Annotated in this window: 15 protein-coding genes and 1 pseudogene; 13 read left to right on the forward strand and 3 right to left on the reverse strand. The window is 47.3% G+C overall.

Annotated features, from left to right (window positions below):
• The first annotated feature begins 121 nt into the window (after nucleotides 1-121).
• The 7 genes from HF638_RS26540 (at nucleotide 122) to HF638_RS26570 (ending at nucleotide 6,664) form a co-directional block, all read left to right on the forward strand.
• Nucleotides 122-931, forward strand: coding sequence for a carbon-nitrogen hydrolase family protein (locus tag HF638_RS26540; protein WP_169482967.1), 810 nt, complete (start codon nucleotides 122-124; stop codon nucleotides 929-931).
• Nucleotides 932-978: 47 nt separating this feature from the next.
• Entirely contained in the window at nucleotides 979-1,911 is a 933-nt protein-coding gene (locus HF638_RS26545) for an ABC transporter permease subunit (RefSeq protein ID WP_169482968.1), read from the forward strand.
• 2 nt (nucleotides 1,912-1,913) lie between these two features.
• Complete coding sequence (gene nikC, locus HF638_RS26550) at nucleotides 1,914-2,816, forward strand: nickel transporter permease (RefSeq protein ID WP_340400496.1); 903 nt, start codon at nucleotides 1,914-1,916, stop codon at nucleotides 2,814-2,816.
• A gap of 79 nt (nucleotides 2,817-2,895) precedes the next feature.
• Nucleotides 2,896-3,873 carry an ABC transporter ATP-binding protein gene (locus HF638_RS26555; RefSeq protein WP_282435677.1) on the forward strand — a complete coding sequence of 326 codons (978 nt, stop codon included), beginning with the start codon at nucleotides 2,896-2,898 and terminating at the stop codon, nucleotides 3,871-3,873.
• Nucleotides 3,870-4,841 (forward strand): ABC transporter ATP-binding protein, encoded by a 972-nt coding sequence (locus tag HF638_RS26560; RefSeq protein ID WP_169482969.1) that lies wholly within the window; start codon nucleotides 3,870-3,872, stop codon nucleotides 4,839-4,841. The genes HF638_RS26555 and HF638_RS26560 overlap by 4 nt, the downstream gene beginning before the upstream one ends.
• 67 nt (nucleotides 4,842-4,908) lie before the next feature.
• A complete protein-coding gene (locus tag HF638_RS26565; RefSeq protein ID WP_169482970.1) occupies nucleotides 4,909-5,652 on the forward strand; it encodes a creatininase family protein in 744 nt (247 codons plus the stop codon).
• 76 nt (nucleotides 5,653-5,728) lie between these two features.
• A complete protein-coding gene (locus tag HF638_RS26570) occupies nucleotides 5,729-6,664 on the forward strand; it encodes a membrane dipeptidase (protein WP_169482971.1) in 936 nt (311 codons plus the stop codon).
• Nucleotides 6,665-6,744: 80 nt separating this feature from the next.
• Here the strand turns inward: HF638_RS26570 and HF638_RS26575 are convergent, their stop codons facing one another.
• Entirely contained in the window at nucleotides 6,745-7,311 is a 567-nt protein-coding gene (locus tag HF638_RS26575; RefSeq protein ID WP_169482972.1) for a TetR/AcrR family transcriptional regulator, read from the reverse strand.
• Nucleotides 7,312-7,486: 175 nt separating this feature from the next.
• Here HF638_RS26575 and HF638_RS26580 point away from each other — a divergent pair, with 175 nt between their 5' ends.
• On the forward strand, nucleotides 7,487-8,413 hold the full coding sequence (locus HF638_RS26580) for a ketopantoate reductase family protein (protein WP_169482973.1): 927 nt from the start codon (nucleotides 7,487-7,489) through the stop codon (nucleotides 8,411-8,413).
• 71 nt (nucleotides 8,414-8,484) lie between these two features.
• Nucleotides 8,485-8,901 carry a DUF4395 domain-containing protein gene (locus HF638_RS26585; RefSeq protein WP_169482974.1) on the forward strand — a complete coding sequence of 139 codons (417 nt, stop codon included), beginning with the start codon at nucleotides 8,485-8,487 and terminating at the stop codon, nucleotides 8,899-8,901.
• A 179-nt stretch (nucleotides 8,902-9,080) separates the two neighbouring features.
• Here HF638_RS26585 and HF638_RS26590 read toward each other — a convergent pair whose 3' ends face one another.
• Complete coding sequence (locus HF638_RS26590) at nucleotides 9,081-9,797, reverse strand: NPP1 family protein (protein WP_169482975.1); 717 nt, start codon at nucleotides 9,795-9,797, stop codon at nucleotides 9,081-9,083.
• Nucleotides 9,798-10,315: 518 nt separating this feature from the next.
• Between HF638_RS26590 and HF638_RS26595 the strand changes: the two genes are divergently transcribed.
• Complete coding sequence (locus tag HF638_RS26595; RefSeq protein ID WP_017690659.1) at nucleotides 10,316-11,197, forward strand: diacylglycerol kinase; 882 nt, start codon at nucleotides 10,316-10,318, stop codon at nucleotides 11,195-11,197.
• Nucleotides 11,198-11,665: 468 nt separating this feature from the next.
• Nucleotides 11,666-13,273, forward strand: a complete 1,608-nt coding sequence (rlmD, locus tag HF638_RS26600) for a 23S rRNA (uracil(1939)-C(5))-methyltransferase RlmD (protein ID WP_169482976.1) — start codon at nucleotides 11,666-11,668, stop codon at nucleotides 13,271-13,273.
• A gap of 102 nt (nucleotides 13,274-13,375) precedes the next feature.
• Here the strand turns inward: rlmD and HF638_RS26605 are convergent.
• Nucleotides 13,376-13,772 (reverse strand): annotated as a pseudogene (locus HF638_RS26605) (IS3 family transposase); the annotation flags it as partial.
• Nucleotides 13,773-14,113: 341 nt separating this feature from the next.
• On the opposite strand from HF638_RS26605, the gene HF638_RS28955 reads away from it, so the two are divergent.
• Nucleotides 14,114-16,645: a winged helix-turn-helix domain-containing protein gene (locus tag HF638_RS28955; protein ID WP_169482977.1), complete on the forward strand. Its 2,532-nt coding sequence runs from the start codon at nucleotides 14,114-14,116 to the stop codon at nucleotides 16,643-16,645.
• 125 nt (nucleotides 16,646-16,770) lie between these two features.
• Nucleotides 16,771-18,460 (forward strand): InlB B-repeat-containing protein (locus HF638_RS26615; protein ID WP_169482978.1); only part of this gene is annotated, 1,690 nt, incomplete at its 3' end.

Raw genomic sequence — 18,460 nt, forward strand, 5'->3', positions numbered from 1 at the left:
ACGGCACCTTTACCCTATGTGAAGCAATGAATGAATAGACGTATGAACAAAAGAAAGTACGAATCTAAGACTGAAGTGAAGATGATGTTTTGCAAAAAAAATTAGGAGTGTGAGTACAACAATGACCTTTCAACTCGTTATGGCACAGTTCGGGTCGTCCAGCACCAAGCAGGAGAACCTGGATAAAGCGGAAAAAGCACTAGAGGAAGCAACGCGTATTCATCACGCAGATATCGTTGTTTTCCCGGAAGCCTTCATGAGTTTCTACCAAATCGGCACGCCGCGGGAACAGAAGCTGGAAGATGCAGAGCCGCTCGATGGGCATTTCGCCACAACGATGCGCGCACTTGCCAAGCAATATGGTGTCTGGGTTGTATTCGGTACGCGGGAGACGACGGAGGATTCCAATGATGATCGGGTCTATAACACGGCTGTCATCATTGATTCCGATGGGGAGATCGTAAGCAGCTATCGCAAAACCCATCTATATGATGCTTTCGGTGCGAAGGAATCACGTGACATTAAACCGGGCACAGCATTGTTCGAGCCGATCGATACGCCTTTTGGCAAACTGGGATTGTTCGTATGTTATGAGTTGAGATTTCCGGAGATTGCTCGTTACCAAGCACTACATGGTGCGGACATCATTCTGGTTCCATCCGGCTGGGTACGCGGACATGTCAAAGAGCAACATTGGGAAACACTCGTCACTGCACGAGCATTGGAAAATACCGCATATGTCGTTGCCGTGAACCAAATCAACGAGTTTTATATCGGGCAGAGCCTGATTGTTGACCCGATGGGGATTGTCGTTGCACGCGGCGACGAGACGGAGACGTTAATCCCTTACCGCATTGACCTGGAGCGGGTCCGCAACGTTCGTGCCAAGCTCCCTTCCCATTTGCATAGACAAGCTCATTTGTACAGCTAACCGTCAAGATGGCCTTAACCGGGCGATCAGCCAGGAAGGAGCACAACGTGTTTAACTATATTCTGAAGCGATTACTTCAAATGATACCTACCTTAATCGGTGTTTCTCTACTCTCGTTCGTCATCCTTCAGCTTGTTCCCGGTGATCCGGCAGAGCTGATTGCCGGGATGGATGCGAGTCCGGAGGAAGTTCAGATCATTCGGGAGCGACTGGGAACGGACAAACCGCTGTATGAGCAATATGTGCAGTACAATCTGCAATTGCTGAAAGGTGATCTTGGCACGTCGATGCGTTCGGATAATCCGGTCCTTCAGGAAATTCTGGAGCGTTTTCCGAACACGGTCATTTTGACATTGCTTGCCACGCTTGTAACGGTTGTCATAGGCTTATTCACCGGGGTGATCGCTGCAACCAAGCCAGGTAGTGCGCGGGATCACGCTTCAATGGCCTTTTCGTTATTCGGCATATCGATGCCTGTGTTCTGGCTAGGCATTATTCTGATTCTTGTTTTCGCATATTATATTCCCATTCTGCCTTCCGGCGGCAGTAGTGAATTTAAGCATTTTATACTGCCTGCGCTTGTACTTGGCATATCCTCCGCTGCTGTACTTGCCCGCCTGACGCGATCCAGTATTCTTGAGGTGATCAATCAGGATTACATTCGGACAGCCAAAGCCAAGGGAGTACGTGAGTGGCTCATTATTTATAAGCATGCACTCAAAAATGCCTTCGTGCCTATCATTACCGTCATTGGAATGGAAATCGGCAATCTGCTGGGTGGAGCGGTGCTGACGGAAACGGTATTTTCGATGAACGGGCTGGGCAGATATATCATTCAATCGATTCAATTCCGGGATTACTCGGCTGTACAGGGGAGCATTCTGTTTGTTGCCTTAATCTTTGTCATTATTAACCTGCTCGTGGACCTGTGTTATGCCGCTGTAGATCCGAGAATACGCTATGACCGGAAGGAGGCATAACCGTGAGTGAACCTAAGGCTGTGCCCATATCCGTCCAGGTAAGTCCAGCAGCTGCACCCATCAGAAGTGGATTGTTAAGGCAGATTCTGAAAAGAGTAGGCAGCAATAAACGCTCGATGATTGGCCTATGGATCGTCACCTTGTTTATGTTGATCGCGATTCTGGCGCCATGGATTTCGCCATATGATCCACTGGAGCAAAATATGGATAAGCTGCTGCAATCACCGTCTCTCAGTCATCCCTTAGGAACCGATGAGTATGGAAGAGACATGCTCTCACGTATCTTCTACGGTTCACGTATTTCGTTGATGGTCGGCATGGTTGGTGTGGTTATCTCTGTTGTATTTGGCGTTGCACTTGGCACAATCGCTGGTTATTTCGGGGGCAGAATCGAAGCGCTGATTATGCGCATTACCGATATTTTTATGGCTTTTCCAGGCTTTTTGCTCGCACTGGCCATCGTTAGCGTTCTTGGACCCGGCATGATGAATCTGATGATTGCCATCGGCATATTTTCTGTTCCATCGTTCACCTGGATATCGCGCAGTGCGGTGCTCTCCATTAAGAGCAAAGAGTATATTGAAGCTTCGAGATCCATGGGAGCAAAGCATAGCCGAATTATTTTCAAACATATTATTCCGAACAGTATCGCTCCAATCATCGTACTCTCCACGTTGCGGGTTGCAACGGCCATCCTGTCTGCGTCTGGACTGAGCTTTCTGGGGATGGGGGCTCAACCGCCTTCTCCGGAGTGGGGGACCATGCTGAGCACGGGCCGGGAATTCCTGCGAGCTGCACCTCATATCTCTATCGTGCCAGGTGTGGCGATTATGCTTGTTGTCCTGGGCTTCAATATGCTGGGGGATGGACTGCGCGATGCGCTTGATCCCAAGATGAAGGTATAGTTTGCTCCGCTTCACGAGGAATGTCAGCAGACAACAAGAGCGCAGCTTACTGTGCCGGAAATGACAAGGAGGGCTCGTGTTGAAACGCAAATTACTTGAAATGAAGGCACTTAAGACGTATTTTCACACAAGCGAGGGTGTCATTCCTGCAGTAGACGGTGTCGATATTACGATCTATGAAGGAGAGACGGTTGGTATTGTTGGTGAGTCTGGTTCAGGCAAAAGTGTTACCTCGTTAACCGCCATGCGATTAACGCAAGGAAAGGTCGAAGGCTCTGTTACCTTCGATGGCAAAGACATTCTTGCCCTCTCCGAGAAGGAGATGCGAACCGTAAGAGGCAATGAAATGGCGATGATCTTCCAGGAACCGATGACTTCGCTCAATCCGGTGTTCACGATTGGAGACCAGATTCGGGAAGCGATTCGTAATCATCGGAAAGTCAGTCGATCCGAGACCAAAGAGAGAGCGATTGAGATGCTGCGCCTTGTCGGTATTCCACGCCCTGAGCAGATTCTGTATGAATACCCACATCGCTTGTCTGGTGGCATGAGGCAGAGAGTCATGATTGCCATGGCAATGGCCTGTAGCCCGAAGTTGCTCATTGCCGATGAGCCAACTACCGCGCTGGACGTTACCATTCAAGCGCAAATTTTGGAGCTTATGCAGCAGCTGAAGGCTAGCGAAGGTACTTCCATTTTGCTGATTACCCATGACCTCGGCGTTGTTGCGGAGATGTGTGACCGTGTAGCCGTGATGTATGGCGGTCAGATTGTTGAAGAGTGCGATGTACTGACGCTATTTACGAATCCGAAGCACCCCTACACACAGGGACTTATTAAATCGATGCCAACACTCGACACCAATGAACGCAGGCTCTATTCCATCAAAGGTAGCGTTCCGCCGCCTGGCAGTTTGAGACAAGGCTGTCGCTTCAGCCCCCGCTGTGAATATGCGCAAGATATTTGTCATGAACAGCTGCCACAGCTGGAGACGGTAGAGAACGGACACACAGCCAGATGCTGGCTTCATGCAGATGCGAAGGAGGCGATTCAATGAATGAGCCGCTGCTTGAGGTAAATAATCTGAAGAAGTATTTTCCAATTAAGAAAGGTGTTTTTAATCGTACGGTGGGACAAGTGAAGGCTGTAGACGGTCTGAAGTTTACGATTTTCAAGGGCGAGACACTGGGGCTCGTTGGAGAGAGTGGATGCGGAAAATCAACAACAGGTCGGACATTACTACAGCTCCTTCGTCCAACTGAAGGTGAAATTATCTATGAGGGACGAAACATGGTTGGACTGCCGCCGGAAGAGCTGCGCAAGATGCGAAAGGATATGCAGATGGTATTCCAGGACCCGTACGCCTCCCTCGATCCCCGCATGACTGTAGGCGAACTCATCGCCGAGCCTCTTGATATCCATCAGGCAGCAACCGGCAAAGAACGAGCGAGGCGTGTGGATGAGTTGTTGGAAATCGTCGGTTTAAGCAGCCGTCATGCAGACCGCTATGGTCATGAGTTTAGTGGGGGACAGCGACAGCGGATTGGCATTGCCAGGGCACTTGCTTTGAATCCGAAGCTTATCGTTGCCGACGAACCTGTATCCGCGCTGGATGTATCCATTCAATCACAGATTATTAATCTGCTTCAGGACTTGCAGGAGCAGTTCAAGCTAACCTACTTGTTCATCGCCCATGATCTGAGCGTAGTTAAACATATTAGCAGTCGTATTGGTGTGATGTATCTGGGCGGCATCGTTGAGCTTGCGGATAAAAAAGACTTGTTCGAAGCACCGTTGCATCCCTATACACAGGCGTTATTGTCCGCGGTACCTAGTCCGAACCCGCTGATCAAGAAGGAGCGAATTGTGCTACAAGGGGATGTACCCAGTCCAGCCAATCCGCCTTCCGGATGCAGTTTTCATACGCGTTGTCACGCGTGCATGGATGTTTGCCGGACGGATAAGCCGGAGTTGCAGGATGTGGGAGGTCGCTACGTCGCCTGTCATCTGTATGCCAAAGCATAAGCGAAGCCTTTGAAGCCTTTGAAGGATTTATTTTATTCACATAACTATACCGACAGGAGAGATCACGATGACACAGAGCCGTAAACTTAGAGAGATTAGCTGGACGGTGTTCGAGGAATATAAAAAGCAAACGGAGCTTGTGATTATCCCCGTAGGCGCAATCGAGGTATATGGCCCTCATCTGCCCCTTGGCTCGGATGGCCTGCTTGCGGATCGGTTAGCCGAGTTGGTAGCCGAACGTGTCGGTGCTGTTATTGGACCATCGGTAGAAGCTGGTGATTCCAATGTTCTGAATGATTTTCCCGGAACTATTACGATTCGTCCGGAAAGTCTGAAGGCGTATCTTGGTGATATCGTACATAGTGTGATTACATGGGGATTCAAACGTATCCTTTTCATCAATGGTCATGCCGGTAATGTCCCGGTGATTAATCAGATTGTTCATCAGCTTCGGGAGCAGCATGGTGACGTACAGGCCGCGCAGATTGATTGCTGGCGATTCATCAAGGCACAGGATCATGGCATATCTGAATCCGGCAAATGGGCTAACGGTCACGCGGCGGAGATTGGCACCTCAGTTCTGCTGCATCTGCACCCTGAGCTCGTAAATCAGGATAAGATCGCAGATGAAGTGCCTTCCTATGAAGATTCTTTTCCGGAGATCGTGAAATATGGCCGCCTTTCGTCCATCTCCAAGTCTGGTGTGGTCGGTTCTCCGTCATTCGCTACCAAGGAAAAAGGTGAGGCATTGGTTCAGCAATCAGTGGATCGCATTGTTCAATTTCTTCATGAGGTCTGGGACATCAAATGATGAAGGGCTGGAAGATCAGATGATGAAGGTATGGAGGGTCACAACATTATCATTGGTTTCGAGAGGAGCATAATCTGTGCACATTATAGATCTGCATTGTGATTCGCTGTTTAGAATATGGCTTGCCAAGGGTCAACTCTCCTTCCATGACGCACCTGAGCTGGAAACCAGCAAACAACGCCTGATCGAAGGTGGGGTTAAGGTGCAGGGATTCGCAGTGTTCGTGCCTCCCAATCTGAATGATACGGAGAAGTTTCAATCTGCGCTGGATCAGATCCACTATTTTTATGAGGAAGTGTTGGAGAAAAATCAGGATATCAAACACATCACCCGCTGGAGTGATATTGATCTGTTACAGGAGCATGAGATCGGTGCCTTTCTTACGCTGGAAGGGGTTGATCCTATCGGGAATGACCTCCATAAGCTGAGCATTCTGTATCGCCTTGGAGTCCGCTCGGTCGGCTTGACCTGGAACTATGCTAATCTTGCTGCGGATGGGGCTTTGGAGCCTAGAGGCGCAGGGTTGTCCGCATTTGGGCGTAATATCGTTGAGTTTAACAATAAGCATAAAATCCTGACGGATGTCAGTCACTTGAACGAACGCGGTTTCTGGGATACCCTCGACATTGCCGATTATCTGATTGCGAGCCATTCCAATGCAAAGGCGGTATATGATCACCCTCGGAGCCTTAGCGACGAACAGGCCAAGGCACTCTTTGCCAAAGATGCTACGGTACATGTGGTCTATTTCCCTGAGTTTATCAAATCTGCTGCAGAGGGTAACGCTACGATCGCTGATCTGATCAAGCATATCGATCATTTTTGCTCCCTTGGAGGAGTAAGCCATATTGGTCTGGGTTCTGATTTTGACGGGATTACTAGCCACATTGAGCAGCTTGAGCATGCAGCTCAAAGTCAAAATCTGATTAATGAGTTGCTTAAACATTATTCGGAAGAGCAGGTGCGGGGCTTTGCCTATCATAACTTCCTGCGGCGTGTGAAATCACTGTAGGCTTGAGATTAAGTTGTAGGCGGGAGATTAGTGGACGTCCTCCACGCCTGCATGGATTAGAATTTAAGGAGACAGGGGGTTCATTTTACCGCTAGCGCAGGTAGGCTCAGGTGGAGTTCCAGCAACGCGATTAACTGGTCAACCATCTCTTCCGCAGAATAAGGCATGGCATTCATAATCCACCATTCCATCAGGCCAACGGCAGCAGAAGCAAGAAACTGTGTCGTTATCTCTTTATTCATGCCTCCTTGGACGCCGCATGCATTCATTTGTTCCTCAACGCCCTGAATCATAAGCATCATCAGCTTGCTTCGAAATGCAGGAATCCCTTCTTTGGTTAGAAGCGTGGTATAAGTGGATGCATGTTCTTCGAGATGGCGGAAGGTGCGGAGCAGGGCGTCCTTTGCAGTTAGCGGAGTCTGAAAATGATCATTCATGCAGGCTTCTACTAATTGTTGCAGATAGGTTTCAATGCAGCGGTCCAGCAGATCAAACTTGTCTGTATAATGCAAATAGATCGTTCCCCGGTTAACATTCGCTCGATCGGCAATGTCATTGATGGTCATTTGCTCGAAATCCCTTTCTGCCAGCAATCCCACAAAAGCCTCCATAATGGCCTTTCTTGTTTTTAGCACGCGTCTGTCCATGGCGCCTCCTCTAATTTTTTATGATTATCAACAATAATGAGTATTTCGTTGATTATTGAACGAAAGCGGATATTTTAGCGATTGAAGCACGCCAGTTGCTTTGATACTCTTATTTTATCAACAAATGTTCATAAAGCAACGGATATTGATAAAATATGAAATAGAGGGATAGCCAATGAAGATATTAGTGTATGGCGCTGGTGTTTTGGGCAGTCAACTGGCGCAAGTTCTGGTGCGCGGCGGCAATGATGTCACTATTCTGGCTAGAGGGAAGCGGGCAGAGGAGCTGGAGAAGGATGGAATCGTTATCCGGCATATTTTTCAATTCAAAACGACAGTTGATCCGGTTCGGGTAGCCAGAACGTTGGAGGTGGATGACCAATATGATCTGATTTTTGTTGTAATGAAATATAACGATTTTCCTTCCGTGTTACCTATTCTGGCAGATAATCAGAGCAGCAATATTGTGATTGTAGGAAACAACGCAGATGCACGAAGCATGCAGACCTATCTGGAAGAGCATAGTCCGATGGGAAAACAGGTCGCATTCGGATTCCATGTGAGTGGAGGGAAGCGTGAAAAGGACCGCATGTTATCCATCGGTGGAGGGAGCGGACAAATGGTGATTGGCAGTCTGGACGGTGAGATAGCCTTTAAACCTTTGCTTGATCAAGCTTTCCAACATGTGAAATACAAGTTGAATGTTCTAAGCGATATTGATGCCTGGCTGAAAAGCCATATCATCCCCATTCTGATGCTTAATGCAGTGAGTTTTAATGAGCAGTATGAGTTGAAAAAACTGGATGGCAACAAGCAGCAACTTGTGCATATGATTGAGGCGATGGATGAGGGTCTCAGCGTACTGGAGGCTATGGGCATATCGGTTACACCCGAGATTCAGGGCAGATTGATTCGTAAACATAAACGCTTGTTGTATCTATTTTTGAAAATCTATAGCCTTCTTCCGATGCATAAACTGTTTGCTGGTGCTTTTGGTGAAATCCAAGCGTTAAGTGACGCATTCATAGATTGGAAAAAGACAACAGGTACCCTTACTCCCCATTGGGATGTACTGAAAAGAGATTTTACTCCCCTTAAATGAAGTGTTGCTCATTGCCCCAATACCGACTACAATAAAACCAACTAATAAAATGGGGATAAGGAGATATGCAGATGCGGGAAGTGCCTATGCGCTATGTGAAAGCGAATCAGGTTGGTATTGTATTGTTTGTTTTGCTCTCGTTTGTGTTCAATCCGCTGGTAGTTCTGGGCGTGCTGTGGATCATTCAGGTGGTTGGGCTGGCTTCCGGTGGCAAATTGAATCTGTTCGTACAGATTGGCAAAGCCGTGCTGACTGGTAAAGGTGCAGAGACGCAGGCGGTGGAGCTACAGCGATTCAATAATATTCTTGCCGTGCTCTTCCTGTCTCTAGCACTCATCTCGTTTTCGCTCGGCTGGGTAGTCGCAGGTTATGTATTCTCGGTCATGCTTCTTGGGGCCGCAAGTGCGGCTTTGCTTGGTTATTGTGTAGGTTGCACCGTGTATTTCTGGTATAAACAGTTACGTGCAGGGAGAAAAATTGGATTTTGATGTTGGCTGAAGAAGCGGTAAGAAGACAGAACAATTTATTCCTCGAGTAAGATAAAGGGAGCTATGTTTCGAGGAGCTTTCCTGCGGCAATCGTTTAGCTGAAAATGTATAGCTATCGATTCACGATAGCCTCATATGAAAATCCCCTCAAGTGAACTGATCACTTGAAGGGGATTTTTTTATCTAAACCAAGCCTTGTTCAGATTGTTCGTGAAATTGTTATCGTTGAAGGGCACGTTGGCACTACCAAAGTCCGTGGTGTTGAGCGCATTTCGTGCCGCAGAAGTCAGATCGTCCCATCCGATTAAAGGCTGAGTTCCACCAACAGCGCTGGTAACGCCAAGCTCATGGTTCAGCGGCCAAGTACTATTATAGGAGATCAACGGATGGTTACCTTGTGTATTGGAATTGCTCGGTGTGACTTTTGTAAACTGGCCGTGACCGGAATATGCGATAGAGAGGATTTTGGAATTGGCAGCTGCCGGATTGTCTACCCACACGACGATACCTTCCCAATCATGACGATGACCGAGTCCAGTGGAGGGTGAGTCTTTGGGAAAATACCACGAATACATGATCGCCCAAACCCCATTGTGCCAGGCGGAACGGGAGTAGATCTGCCCTGTACTTGAGCTACAGTTTCCATTCGATGACCCGGAAGTATTCAAGCCAGCACTCGTATTGCCCTGTTGATCCACTGCGGGGAAAGGAACGCATCCATGATAGACTTTTAGAAAAGGTTGAAAAAGCTTGGCTGCTTGTTGAGTTACGGTAACTGGTGTGATTTCCTGGAATCCGACAACCTGATCATGATTAATTTCTGCCGCTTCAACAATGTTGACCCAGGGAATACAGGCCATAAGCGAAACCATGAGCATTAACACGAATTTTTTCATTCACATTTCTCCTTCACAGGTATGATGTGGTGCGGGGTTGAGGGTGCACTAAGACTATAGTGGAAAAAAGTTTGTTATATTTATCTTTTCATCTTAAGATTTGTAAATTTGTAGCATATCTATGTCATAATAATATGAAAGTACCGAAGACTAATTCCTGCCCAAGCGGGCAGAATGGTTGATTAATGAGACTATTTTACAGAAAATCCAGTAGGACAGATTCAAGATAGGTGCGAGAGGTTTATTGGGTAATAGGCAGATTACCGGGTACGGATATGTTAAAATATACTTATACATTACAGGCTAGGACATCTTTACATTTGATGATATGATAGGAGTTAAAGGCTTTGGAATGAGACGGAATTCCTGATGCATAGATATAGGTAAGACGAAAGATTAGAGCAGCATTAACGGAAGTTCATATTTGTGTTAAAAATATGCCCTTTTGTGGACTCGTGCAACGTAAGAATATGAGGTCGTTCAGACTCATGGATAATGTGGAATAGGTGGCGTATGAGATGAAAAAAGCTCGCTTAATATATAATCCGACCTCAGGCCGGGAAGAAATGAAGAAACGTCTGGCTGATATTTTGCAGCGTTTGGATCAAGGTGGTATTGAAGCTTCATGTCACGCAACAACGGGTGAAGGTGACGCAACCCGGGAAGCTGAACTCGCGATTGAGCGCGGATATGACATGATTATTGCTGCTGGTGGCGATGGCACGTTGTATGAAGTCATTAACGGTATGGCTGAGCGGGAGAATCGTCCTCCGCTGGGTGTGTTTCCGTTGGGAACAACGAACGATTTTGCACGTGCACTCGGCATTCCGAGACAGTGGGAAGATTACGTGGATCTGGTCATTAACCAGCAACTTCGTCCGCTCGATCTGGGCAAAGCGAATGATAAATATTTTATCAACATCGCCGGTGGCGGATCATTGACTGAACTGACCTATGAAGTACCGAGTCGTCTGAAAACGATGATTGGGCAACTGGCCTATTATATGAAGGGTATTGAGAAAATGGCGAGCCTGTCTCCACAGGAGCTGATTATCCGTGCCGATGGTCAGGAAGAGATTCATGATGAATTCATGTTATTCCTCATCGCCAATACCAATTCGGTCGGAGGCTTCGAGAAGCTGGCTCCTGGTGCAACCATTGATGATGGTCTGTTCGATGTCATCGGTGTCCGCAAATGTAATCTGGCTGACATGATCCGCCTCGTAACGCTCGCGCTGCGTGGGGAGCATCTGAACGACAAAAAAGTGGTTCATTTCCAGACGAGTCATATGGAAGTTACGTCGCCAGGATATGTGCAACTGAACCTCGATGGAGAGTTGGGCGGCACTTTGCCAGCTACATTTACGAATTTGCGTCATCATCTGATGTTGTATCGTTAAACTTGGCACTTGGCGGAGAATGTTGGTCCCTTGCGGAAAACAATGATGCCATAGTAGTCGTTGCACAGCATCGCACAAGTGGTGAGGAGAGTTGGATTCAGCTCTGCGGTAAGGCGAGATGGAAGTGCATTTTCCAGTTGCTGTGTAAGGTGGGATCGCGTATAATCTCATGTGGTCACTATGCGTTGAGCTTAACGAAATCAGAAAGTCTTAATGTGGCGAAATCGCCGAAGATGTCAATCTAACGAATTTCAGCGGCGTTATTTTGGAGAAATTGACCGGAAAAGGTCGGAAAACACCATTCGAGGATGATATAACGTTTCTGAAGTTCATTAGAAATTCGGAACGTTATTTTTGATGTGAATAAGGTGTGCCAGGTTCTTTAGAATCGTGAACAAAATGAAATAGAGCTTTCTCCCTCGCCTGCATAGGAAGGGTACTATATAAGAAGAAAGAAGTGAATGTACGTTGTCTAATACGAACCGCAGCGGTCGTGGAAAAAACCGCCGGAATTCGGCTGCCTCTCAGGGGCAAGGGAGCGCTTCAGCGTCCCGTCAGCCAAGTCAATCATCTCGTCCATCTACGCGTCAGCAAGGGAAAGAGGTGCGGTCACAAGGCGCATCTCTTTCTGCCGTTCGTCCAAAGGGAAGAACGCGTGAATCTGCACCAATCGAAGGACTACCCGTTAGCAAAAATGAAGAGACTATCATCGACATCATTGGCATGAATCATGACGGTGAGGGTGTAGGTCGTGCGAATGGATACACGCTCTTCGTGCAGGGGGCGCTTCCCGGTGAAACCGTGCGTGTGCGCGTGATGAAAACCAAAAAGCAGCATGGCTACGCCAAGTTACTGGAGATCGTGAAAGCAAGCCCGGATCGAGTGTCCGCGCCTTGCCCGATCTACGATCAATGCGGCGGCTGCCAGATCCAGCATATGAGCTATGCTGGACAGCTTGCGTGGAAACGCCAGTTGGTGGTAGATAATTTGCAGCGGATTGGCAAGTTGAACGTGATGGTGGAGGATGCGGAAGATACGGAGCAGGGCATTCGCGTACTGCCTACGATGGGCATGGACGAGCCATGGCGCTATCGGAATAAGGCACAGGTGCCGATTGGAGCAGCTGAGGGTGGCCTGGTAGGTGGTTTTTACGCTAAAGGAAGTCACCGGATCATCGATATGGAGAGCTGCCTCATTCAGCATGAGCATAATGACGAAGTCGTCGCCAAGGTCAAGGAGATCGGCAGTCATTTTGGAATCAGCGCATATAACGAAGAGACAGGCCGTGGCCTGTTGCGCCATGTCGTTGTGAAAAAGGCGTTCCGTACTGGCGAGATGATGCTTGTTCTGGTCACCAACGGCAGAGACATTCCGTACAAAGACGAATGGATTGGCAGTATCCGTGAAGCGATTCCGCATGTGACGAGTATCTGCCAGAACGTGAACAAGAAACAGACCAACGTCATCTTTGGCGATGAGACCCGCGTCCTGTGGGGCCGTGATGTAATCTATGATTATATCGGTGATGTTCAGTTTGCCATCTCGGCTCGTTCGTTCTATCAGGTGAATCCAGTGCAGACGGAAGTCCTGTATGGCAAAACGGTAGAGTACGCAGGACTGAGCGGCAAAGAGACCGTAATTGATGCCTATTGCGGCATCGGGACAATCTCTCTTTTCCTCGCGCAACATGCAGATCAGGTGTATGGGGTAGAGATCGTGCCTGAAGCGATCGAGGACGCGCGTAGCAATGCCATGTTGAACGAGATGCGTAACGTTAAGTTCGAAGTTGGTGCTTCCGAGGACGTTATTCCACGCTGGAAAGAACAAGGCATTGAAGCCGATGTGATCGTTGTTGATCCGCCGCGTAAGGGCTGCGACCCACGTTTGCTGGAAACGATCTTGGAGATGAAGCCGGAGCGCGTGGTGTATGTGAGCTGTAATCCAAGCACGTTGGCACGTGATCTGCGTGTTCTGGAGGATGGCGGGTATCGGACGGTAGAGGTAACGCCGGTGGATATGTTCCCACACACGGTGCATGTAGAGTGCGTGGTGGGGATGCAACGTAAAGATACCTAGAAGTCTATAGTTTTTAGCATTTGGCCAAGTAGTTTTCCTTTGCGCAGGATGACAGTGACTATAAAAATAAAGTGACCCCATAAAGTTAGACAGGTTATATCTTTAGGCAACTTGCTGGGCATGAATCCGGTACCGTACCGGACTCATGCCTTTTAGTTTTGCCTTAATGCGTTTGTTGTTGTAATCGATGTATTTGGAAAGTTTAAGTTTAAAATGTGAGATATTTTCAAATTCCTTTAAATACAAGAACTCGGATTTCATGATGCCAAAGAAATTCTCCATGACGGCGTTATCGTAGCAGTTGATCTAACATCGTGGAAACAAGCGAGTAGACCGGTCTTGAACCGATTGTATATGTAATGATTTCTCCGTTATACAGATCAAGTATGGGAGATAAATATAGTTTTTCTCCGAACAATTTAAACGCTGTAATGTCCGTAACCCACTTCTCGTTTGGCCTTTCAGCGCGGAAATTGCGTTCCAATAGGTTCGGTGAAATATCTTGCCAATCGAGAATAACAGCTAAAAGACAGCGAACGCTGAGAGGCCAAATGACTTGTTCATGCCAGCCGCCAGAAGCAGTTTGCCGACTTTCAAAGAAGTAAAAACAGACGAAAAACGAGACTGGTCAGACAGGGAACGATGGTGTACCATAGATTACACATCTATCTTTGTTTGCATGGTTGCTAGTCACTCCCGTGATACCAAACGACGAAGGTACTTTTTTGTTAGAGAAAGAAAAAAACACGATTTATTCTTACAGCCACAAGGAATTCAGCTGATTTCGCGTTGCGAAAGTTGAATTATTAATTTAGAACTATTTTTGTGGAGGTATCAAGAGTGATTGTAAATACAAAATTTCAGATCCCCCATATACGAAATACTATGGTATCCCGCCCGAAGCTGATGCGCAAGCTTAATGAGGGGATGGAAACCAAGCTGATGCTTGTTTCCGCGCAAGCTGGTTATGGAAAGACTACAGCTTTATGTGAATGGGTGAAACAATGCAGCGCGCTTGTTGCGTGGGTCTCTTTAGATAAGCATGATAATGAGTGGATTTCATTTTGGAGTTGCGTAACTGCCTCCATTCAGGAGAGAATCCCTAGCTTTGGCCAAACGATTAGGTGTCTTCTTGAGAAAGGACCTTCGGAATCTTCAGAGCCTATGATTAAGGAACTTTTGAATGAATTGAATCATATAACCGGTGAACTGGTCATCATACTCGACGATTATCATTTCATTGAACTCCCCGATATTCACCAATCATTGAGCTACCTCCTGGAACATTTTCCTCCACATATTCATCTTTATATCGCTAGCCGTACCGATTTGCCGATTCCTACTACCAGACTTCTGGCGAAGGGTGAAATGCATTATATCCAAATGCATGATTTGCGCTTTGAACTGGAAGAGGGGTTTGAATTTTTTCGAAATACGACGGATTTATCGCTAACGAAAGGGCAAGTCACCGAGCTGTTCCACCAAACTGAGGGTTGGGTCAGTGGATTGAAGCTGGCGGCAATCTCTCTGAAACGCAGTACTAATATAAAGCGTTCCATCCAGCAGTTTTCGGGTCAACAGCATCATATATCCGATTACTTATTGGAAGAAGTGTTCCTGCATCAGTCGGAAACCATGCGGTCCTTTTTATTGGAAACGTCCATTTTAGATAGAATGAATCATTCTCTATGCCAAGCAGTAACGGGTCAAATGAACAGTCAAGAGCAATTAGAGAGACTGGAGCAGCTAAATTTATTCATTATTCCCTTAGACGAGGAGCGGTATTGGTATCGATATCACCATTTGCTTTCCGATTTCTTGCGACAGCTAGGGTCCAGAACGGATTCGGACAAATGGATTCAAGCGCATATCCGCGCGGCGAATTGGTTAGAAAAACATGGATTTGACGAAGAAGCGGTGGAGCATTATTTAGAAGGCCAAATGTTTGCGGATGTTATTCGGTTGATCGAGAAAAATCCCCCTGCCTTGATGCAATCGAAGAGTGCCGCGTTGATGAGGTGGGTAACCGTTTTACCTGAAAGCTCCTTTGCGGAGAAGCCGATGATCGAAATGTTTTATATAGCCGTCATGATGCTAGGAGGTAAGTGGGAAGCCGCTTTTCAGAGAATGGAGCAAACTAAAGTCCGGTTTGAAGCACTGCAAGGGAAATTAACCGATGTAGACTGGAACGAGGTTATGGGTAATATCTATTTCTATTGCGGTATGGCCTCTTATATCCAAAATGACTTTGTGCGAGCATCGGATTATTTGGCCCTAACAGAACGATATATGCCGGAAGGAAGCTACTTTCAGGTGATGGGGGTAAACCGGTATGAGGGGTACAGCAGGAATTATGATCAATTAACTTTAATCAAAGATCTGTATGCGGCGGAAGACTTCATTTTGAAATGGATTAAAGTATGGGAGCATAAAAAAAATTATCCTTTTATCGGATATATGTACTTGGCATATATCCATTTGCTGTATGAGTGGAATCGGTTGGAGGAGGCAGAATCTTACTTCGGTCAGTCATGGGGGCGCATAGACCAACAGCCTCTTGCACGAATTATGATCCAATTGGGCATCGCTGCATCTCGGATTGAGCAAGCCAAAGGAAATCCAAAGCGAGCGTCCGAACTAATGGTGCAATTGAAGTCTAAAATTGATTCACCCGATTATGCTTTATTTGTTGAGAAAATCGAAACGGAACAAGCTTATCTATCTTTGCGGCAAGGCTCGCTCCAAGATGCGCTTGATTGGTTGCAAAGGTGCGGTCTTTCGCACACGGATGAGGTTTCATTGAATCTTTTGGCAGAGCATCTGATTTTGGCCAGAGTGCTTGCGGCGTGTGATCGAATAGAAGAAGCGCTGTACCTGTTGGAAAGATTATATCTATTGGTGTGCAAGGGAGACTGTCTCCGTGATCACACAAAGGTATTAATTGTGCAGAGCGTGACGCTATGGCATTCGGGTCAAACGGAGGCTGCGCTCATTCCATTGGGCACTGCTTTGGATTTGGCCAAGCCAGATGGATATATTCGTAGTTTTATTGACGAGGGTTTTGTCATGGAGGAGATGCTTAACGCTTATTCAAAGGTTCAGCAAGACAGCAATTCTTCTTCGGGTTCCTATGTAAAGCAACTGTTGAGTGCTATGAATGATACACCAGAGGCCGATCAATCACCGAAAGGAATACTGACAGTGCAGGAGTATACAATATTGCTGCTAATCAGGGATAGATTGATGAACAAGGAGATTGCCGAGCGTCTGAATATTACGGTAGATACCGTGAAATTTCATATTAAAAACATCTACAAAAAGCTTGAAGTAAACAATCGTAAACAAGCATTGGAAATTGCAAAGCAATTATAGAGACGTGCTTAAAATGCCTATCCTGTTTTGAAAAACCTACCCCAGGCGGGTAGGTTCTATTTTGTTTATTTTAATTTATAGTAGAGGAGAATGTCGAATCTAGACAAAGGTGAGTGAAATCATTTATGAACAAACGTTGGATTTCTTTAGTAATGGCATTAATTATTTTATTGGGGATGATCCCCACTTTTGCTAGTGCTGCTTCTACTGATCATTGGGTTAATCAGAAACCTGATAACCTTCTTACCAGTAATCAGGACGTCTGCTACGGTAACGGCAAGTTTATGGCGGTGACTGATGAGGGAGGCATCTTAACCTCGAGTGACGGAACGAGTTGGACGTATTACAAACCGGAAAATACACTCAAGCTTTCTAGTATCAGTTGCGACAATGGCCAGTTTGTGGCTGTGACTAGAGCTGGACTTGCATCGTCCTCTAGTGACGGAGTGATCTGGAAAACGGGCCATACCCTCAATAATTATTTATCCCTTTGGGGCGTTAGTTACGGCAACGGCCTTTATGTGGCGGTGGGGAACATAGTTGCTGGAAATACAGGAGCCATATACACCTCTACGACGAGCGAGACGCCGGACTTATGGACAAATCGCAATGTAAACACCACGTCAGTACTTAAGGGCGTCACCTACGGCAACCAAAAGTTTGTGGCGGTGGGGCAAAATGGAACGATACTGACCTCTAGTGACGGAGTGAGCTGGACGAGCCGAAATTCGGGCACTGTGGCAGATCTTAAAGGCGTCAAACACCTAAATGGTAAGTTTGTGTCCTGGGCAGTAAACGGAAAAACGATATTGACCTCCGTTGACGGAGTGAGCTGGAGTATGATCACCACGTCGGGCATTATCTGCGTGGAATGTGAGTCGGTAAATTCTGGCGTCCTTCATAGTGTCACCTACGGAAATGGTACGTATGTGGGTGTGGGATCATTTAATTCTATCTATACCTCCAGTGACTTAGTGAGTTGGACGAAAAGCCATGAGGGTGCGTACGGGTCTCTTAATGGCGTCACCTACGGCAACGGCACGTTTATCGCGGTAGGTAACAGAGGAGACATATTTCAAAACATTGATCTCCCGACATACACCGTAACGTATAACAGCAATGGCAGCACGGGAGGAACCATGCCAACGGATAGCAATTCGTACGAGCAAAGCGCAACGGTTACCGTATTAGGAAACACGGGAAGCTTGGTGAAGACGAGCAACACGTTCGCAGGTTGGAACACGGCGGCTAATGGAAGTGGCACAAGCTATGCGGCAAATGCAACGTTCGGCATGGGAGCGGCGAACGTGACGCTGTACGCGCAGTGGACGGCCGACCCGACATACACCGTAACGTACAACGGGAACAGCAGCACGGGAGGAACCGTGCCAACGGATAGCAATTCGTACACGCAAAATGCAACGGTAACGGTATTAGGAAACACGGGAAGCCTGGTGAAGATAGGCAACACGTTCGCAGGTTGGAACACGGCGGCCAACGGAAGTGGCACAAGCTATGCGGCAAATGCAACGTTCGGCATGGGAGCAGCGAACATGACGCTGTACGCGCAGTGGACGGCCGACCCGACATACACCGTAACGTACAACGGGAATGGCAGCACGGGAGGAACCGTGCCAATGGATAGCAATTCGTACACGCAAAATGCAACGGTTACCGTATTAGGAAACACGGGAAGCTTGGAGAAGACAGGCAACACGTTCGCAGGTTGGAACACGGTGGCTAACGGAAGTGGCACAAGCTATGCGGCAAATGCAACGTTCGGCATGGGAGCGGCGAACGTGACGCTGTACGCGC

It is taken from the genome of Paenibacillus sp. SZ31, assembly GCF_012912005.1.
GTDB lineage: Bacteria > Bacillota > Bacilli > Paenibacillales > Paenibacillaceae > Paenibacillus.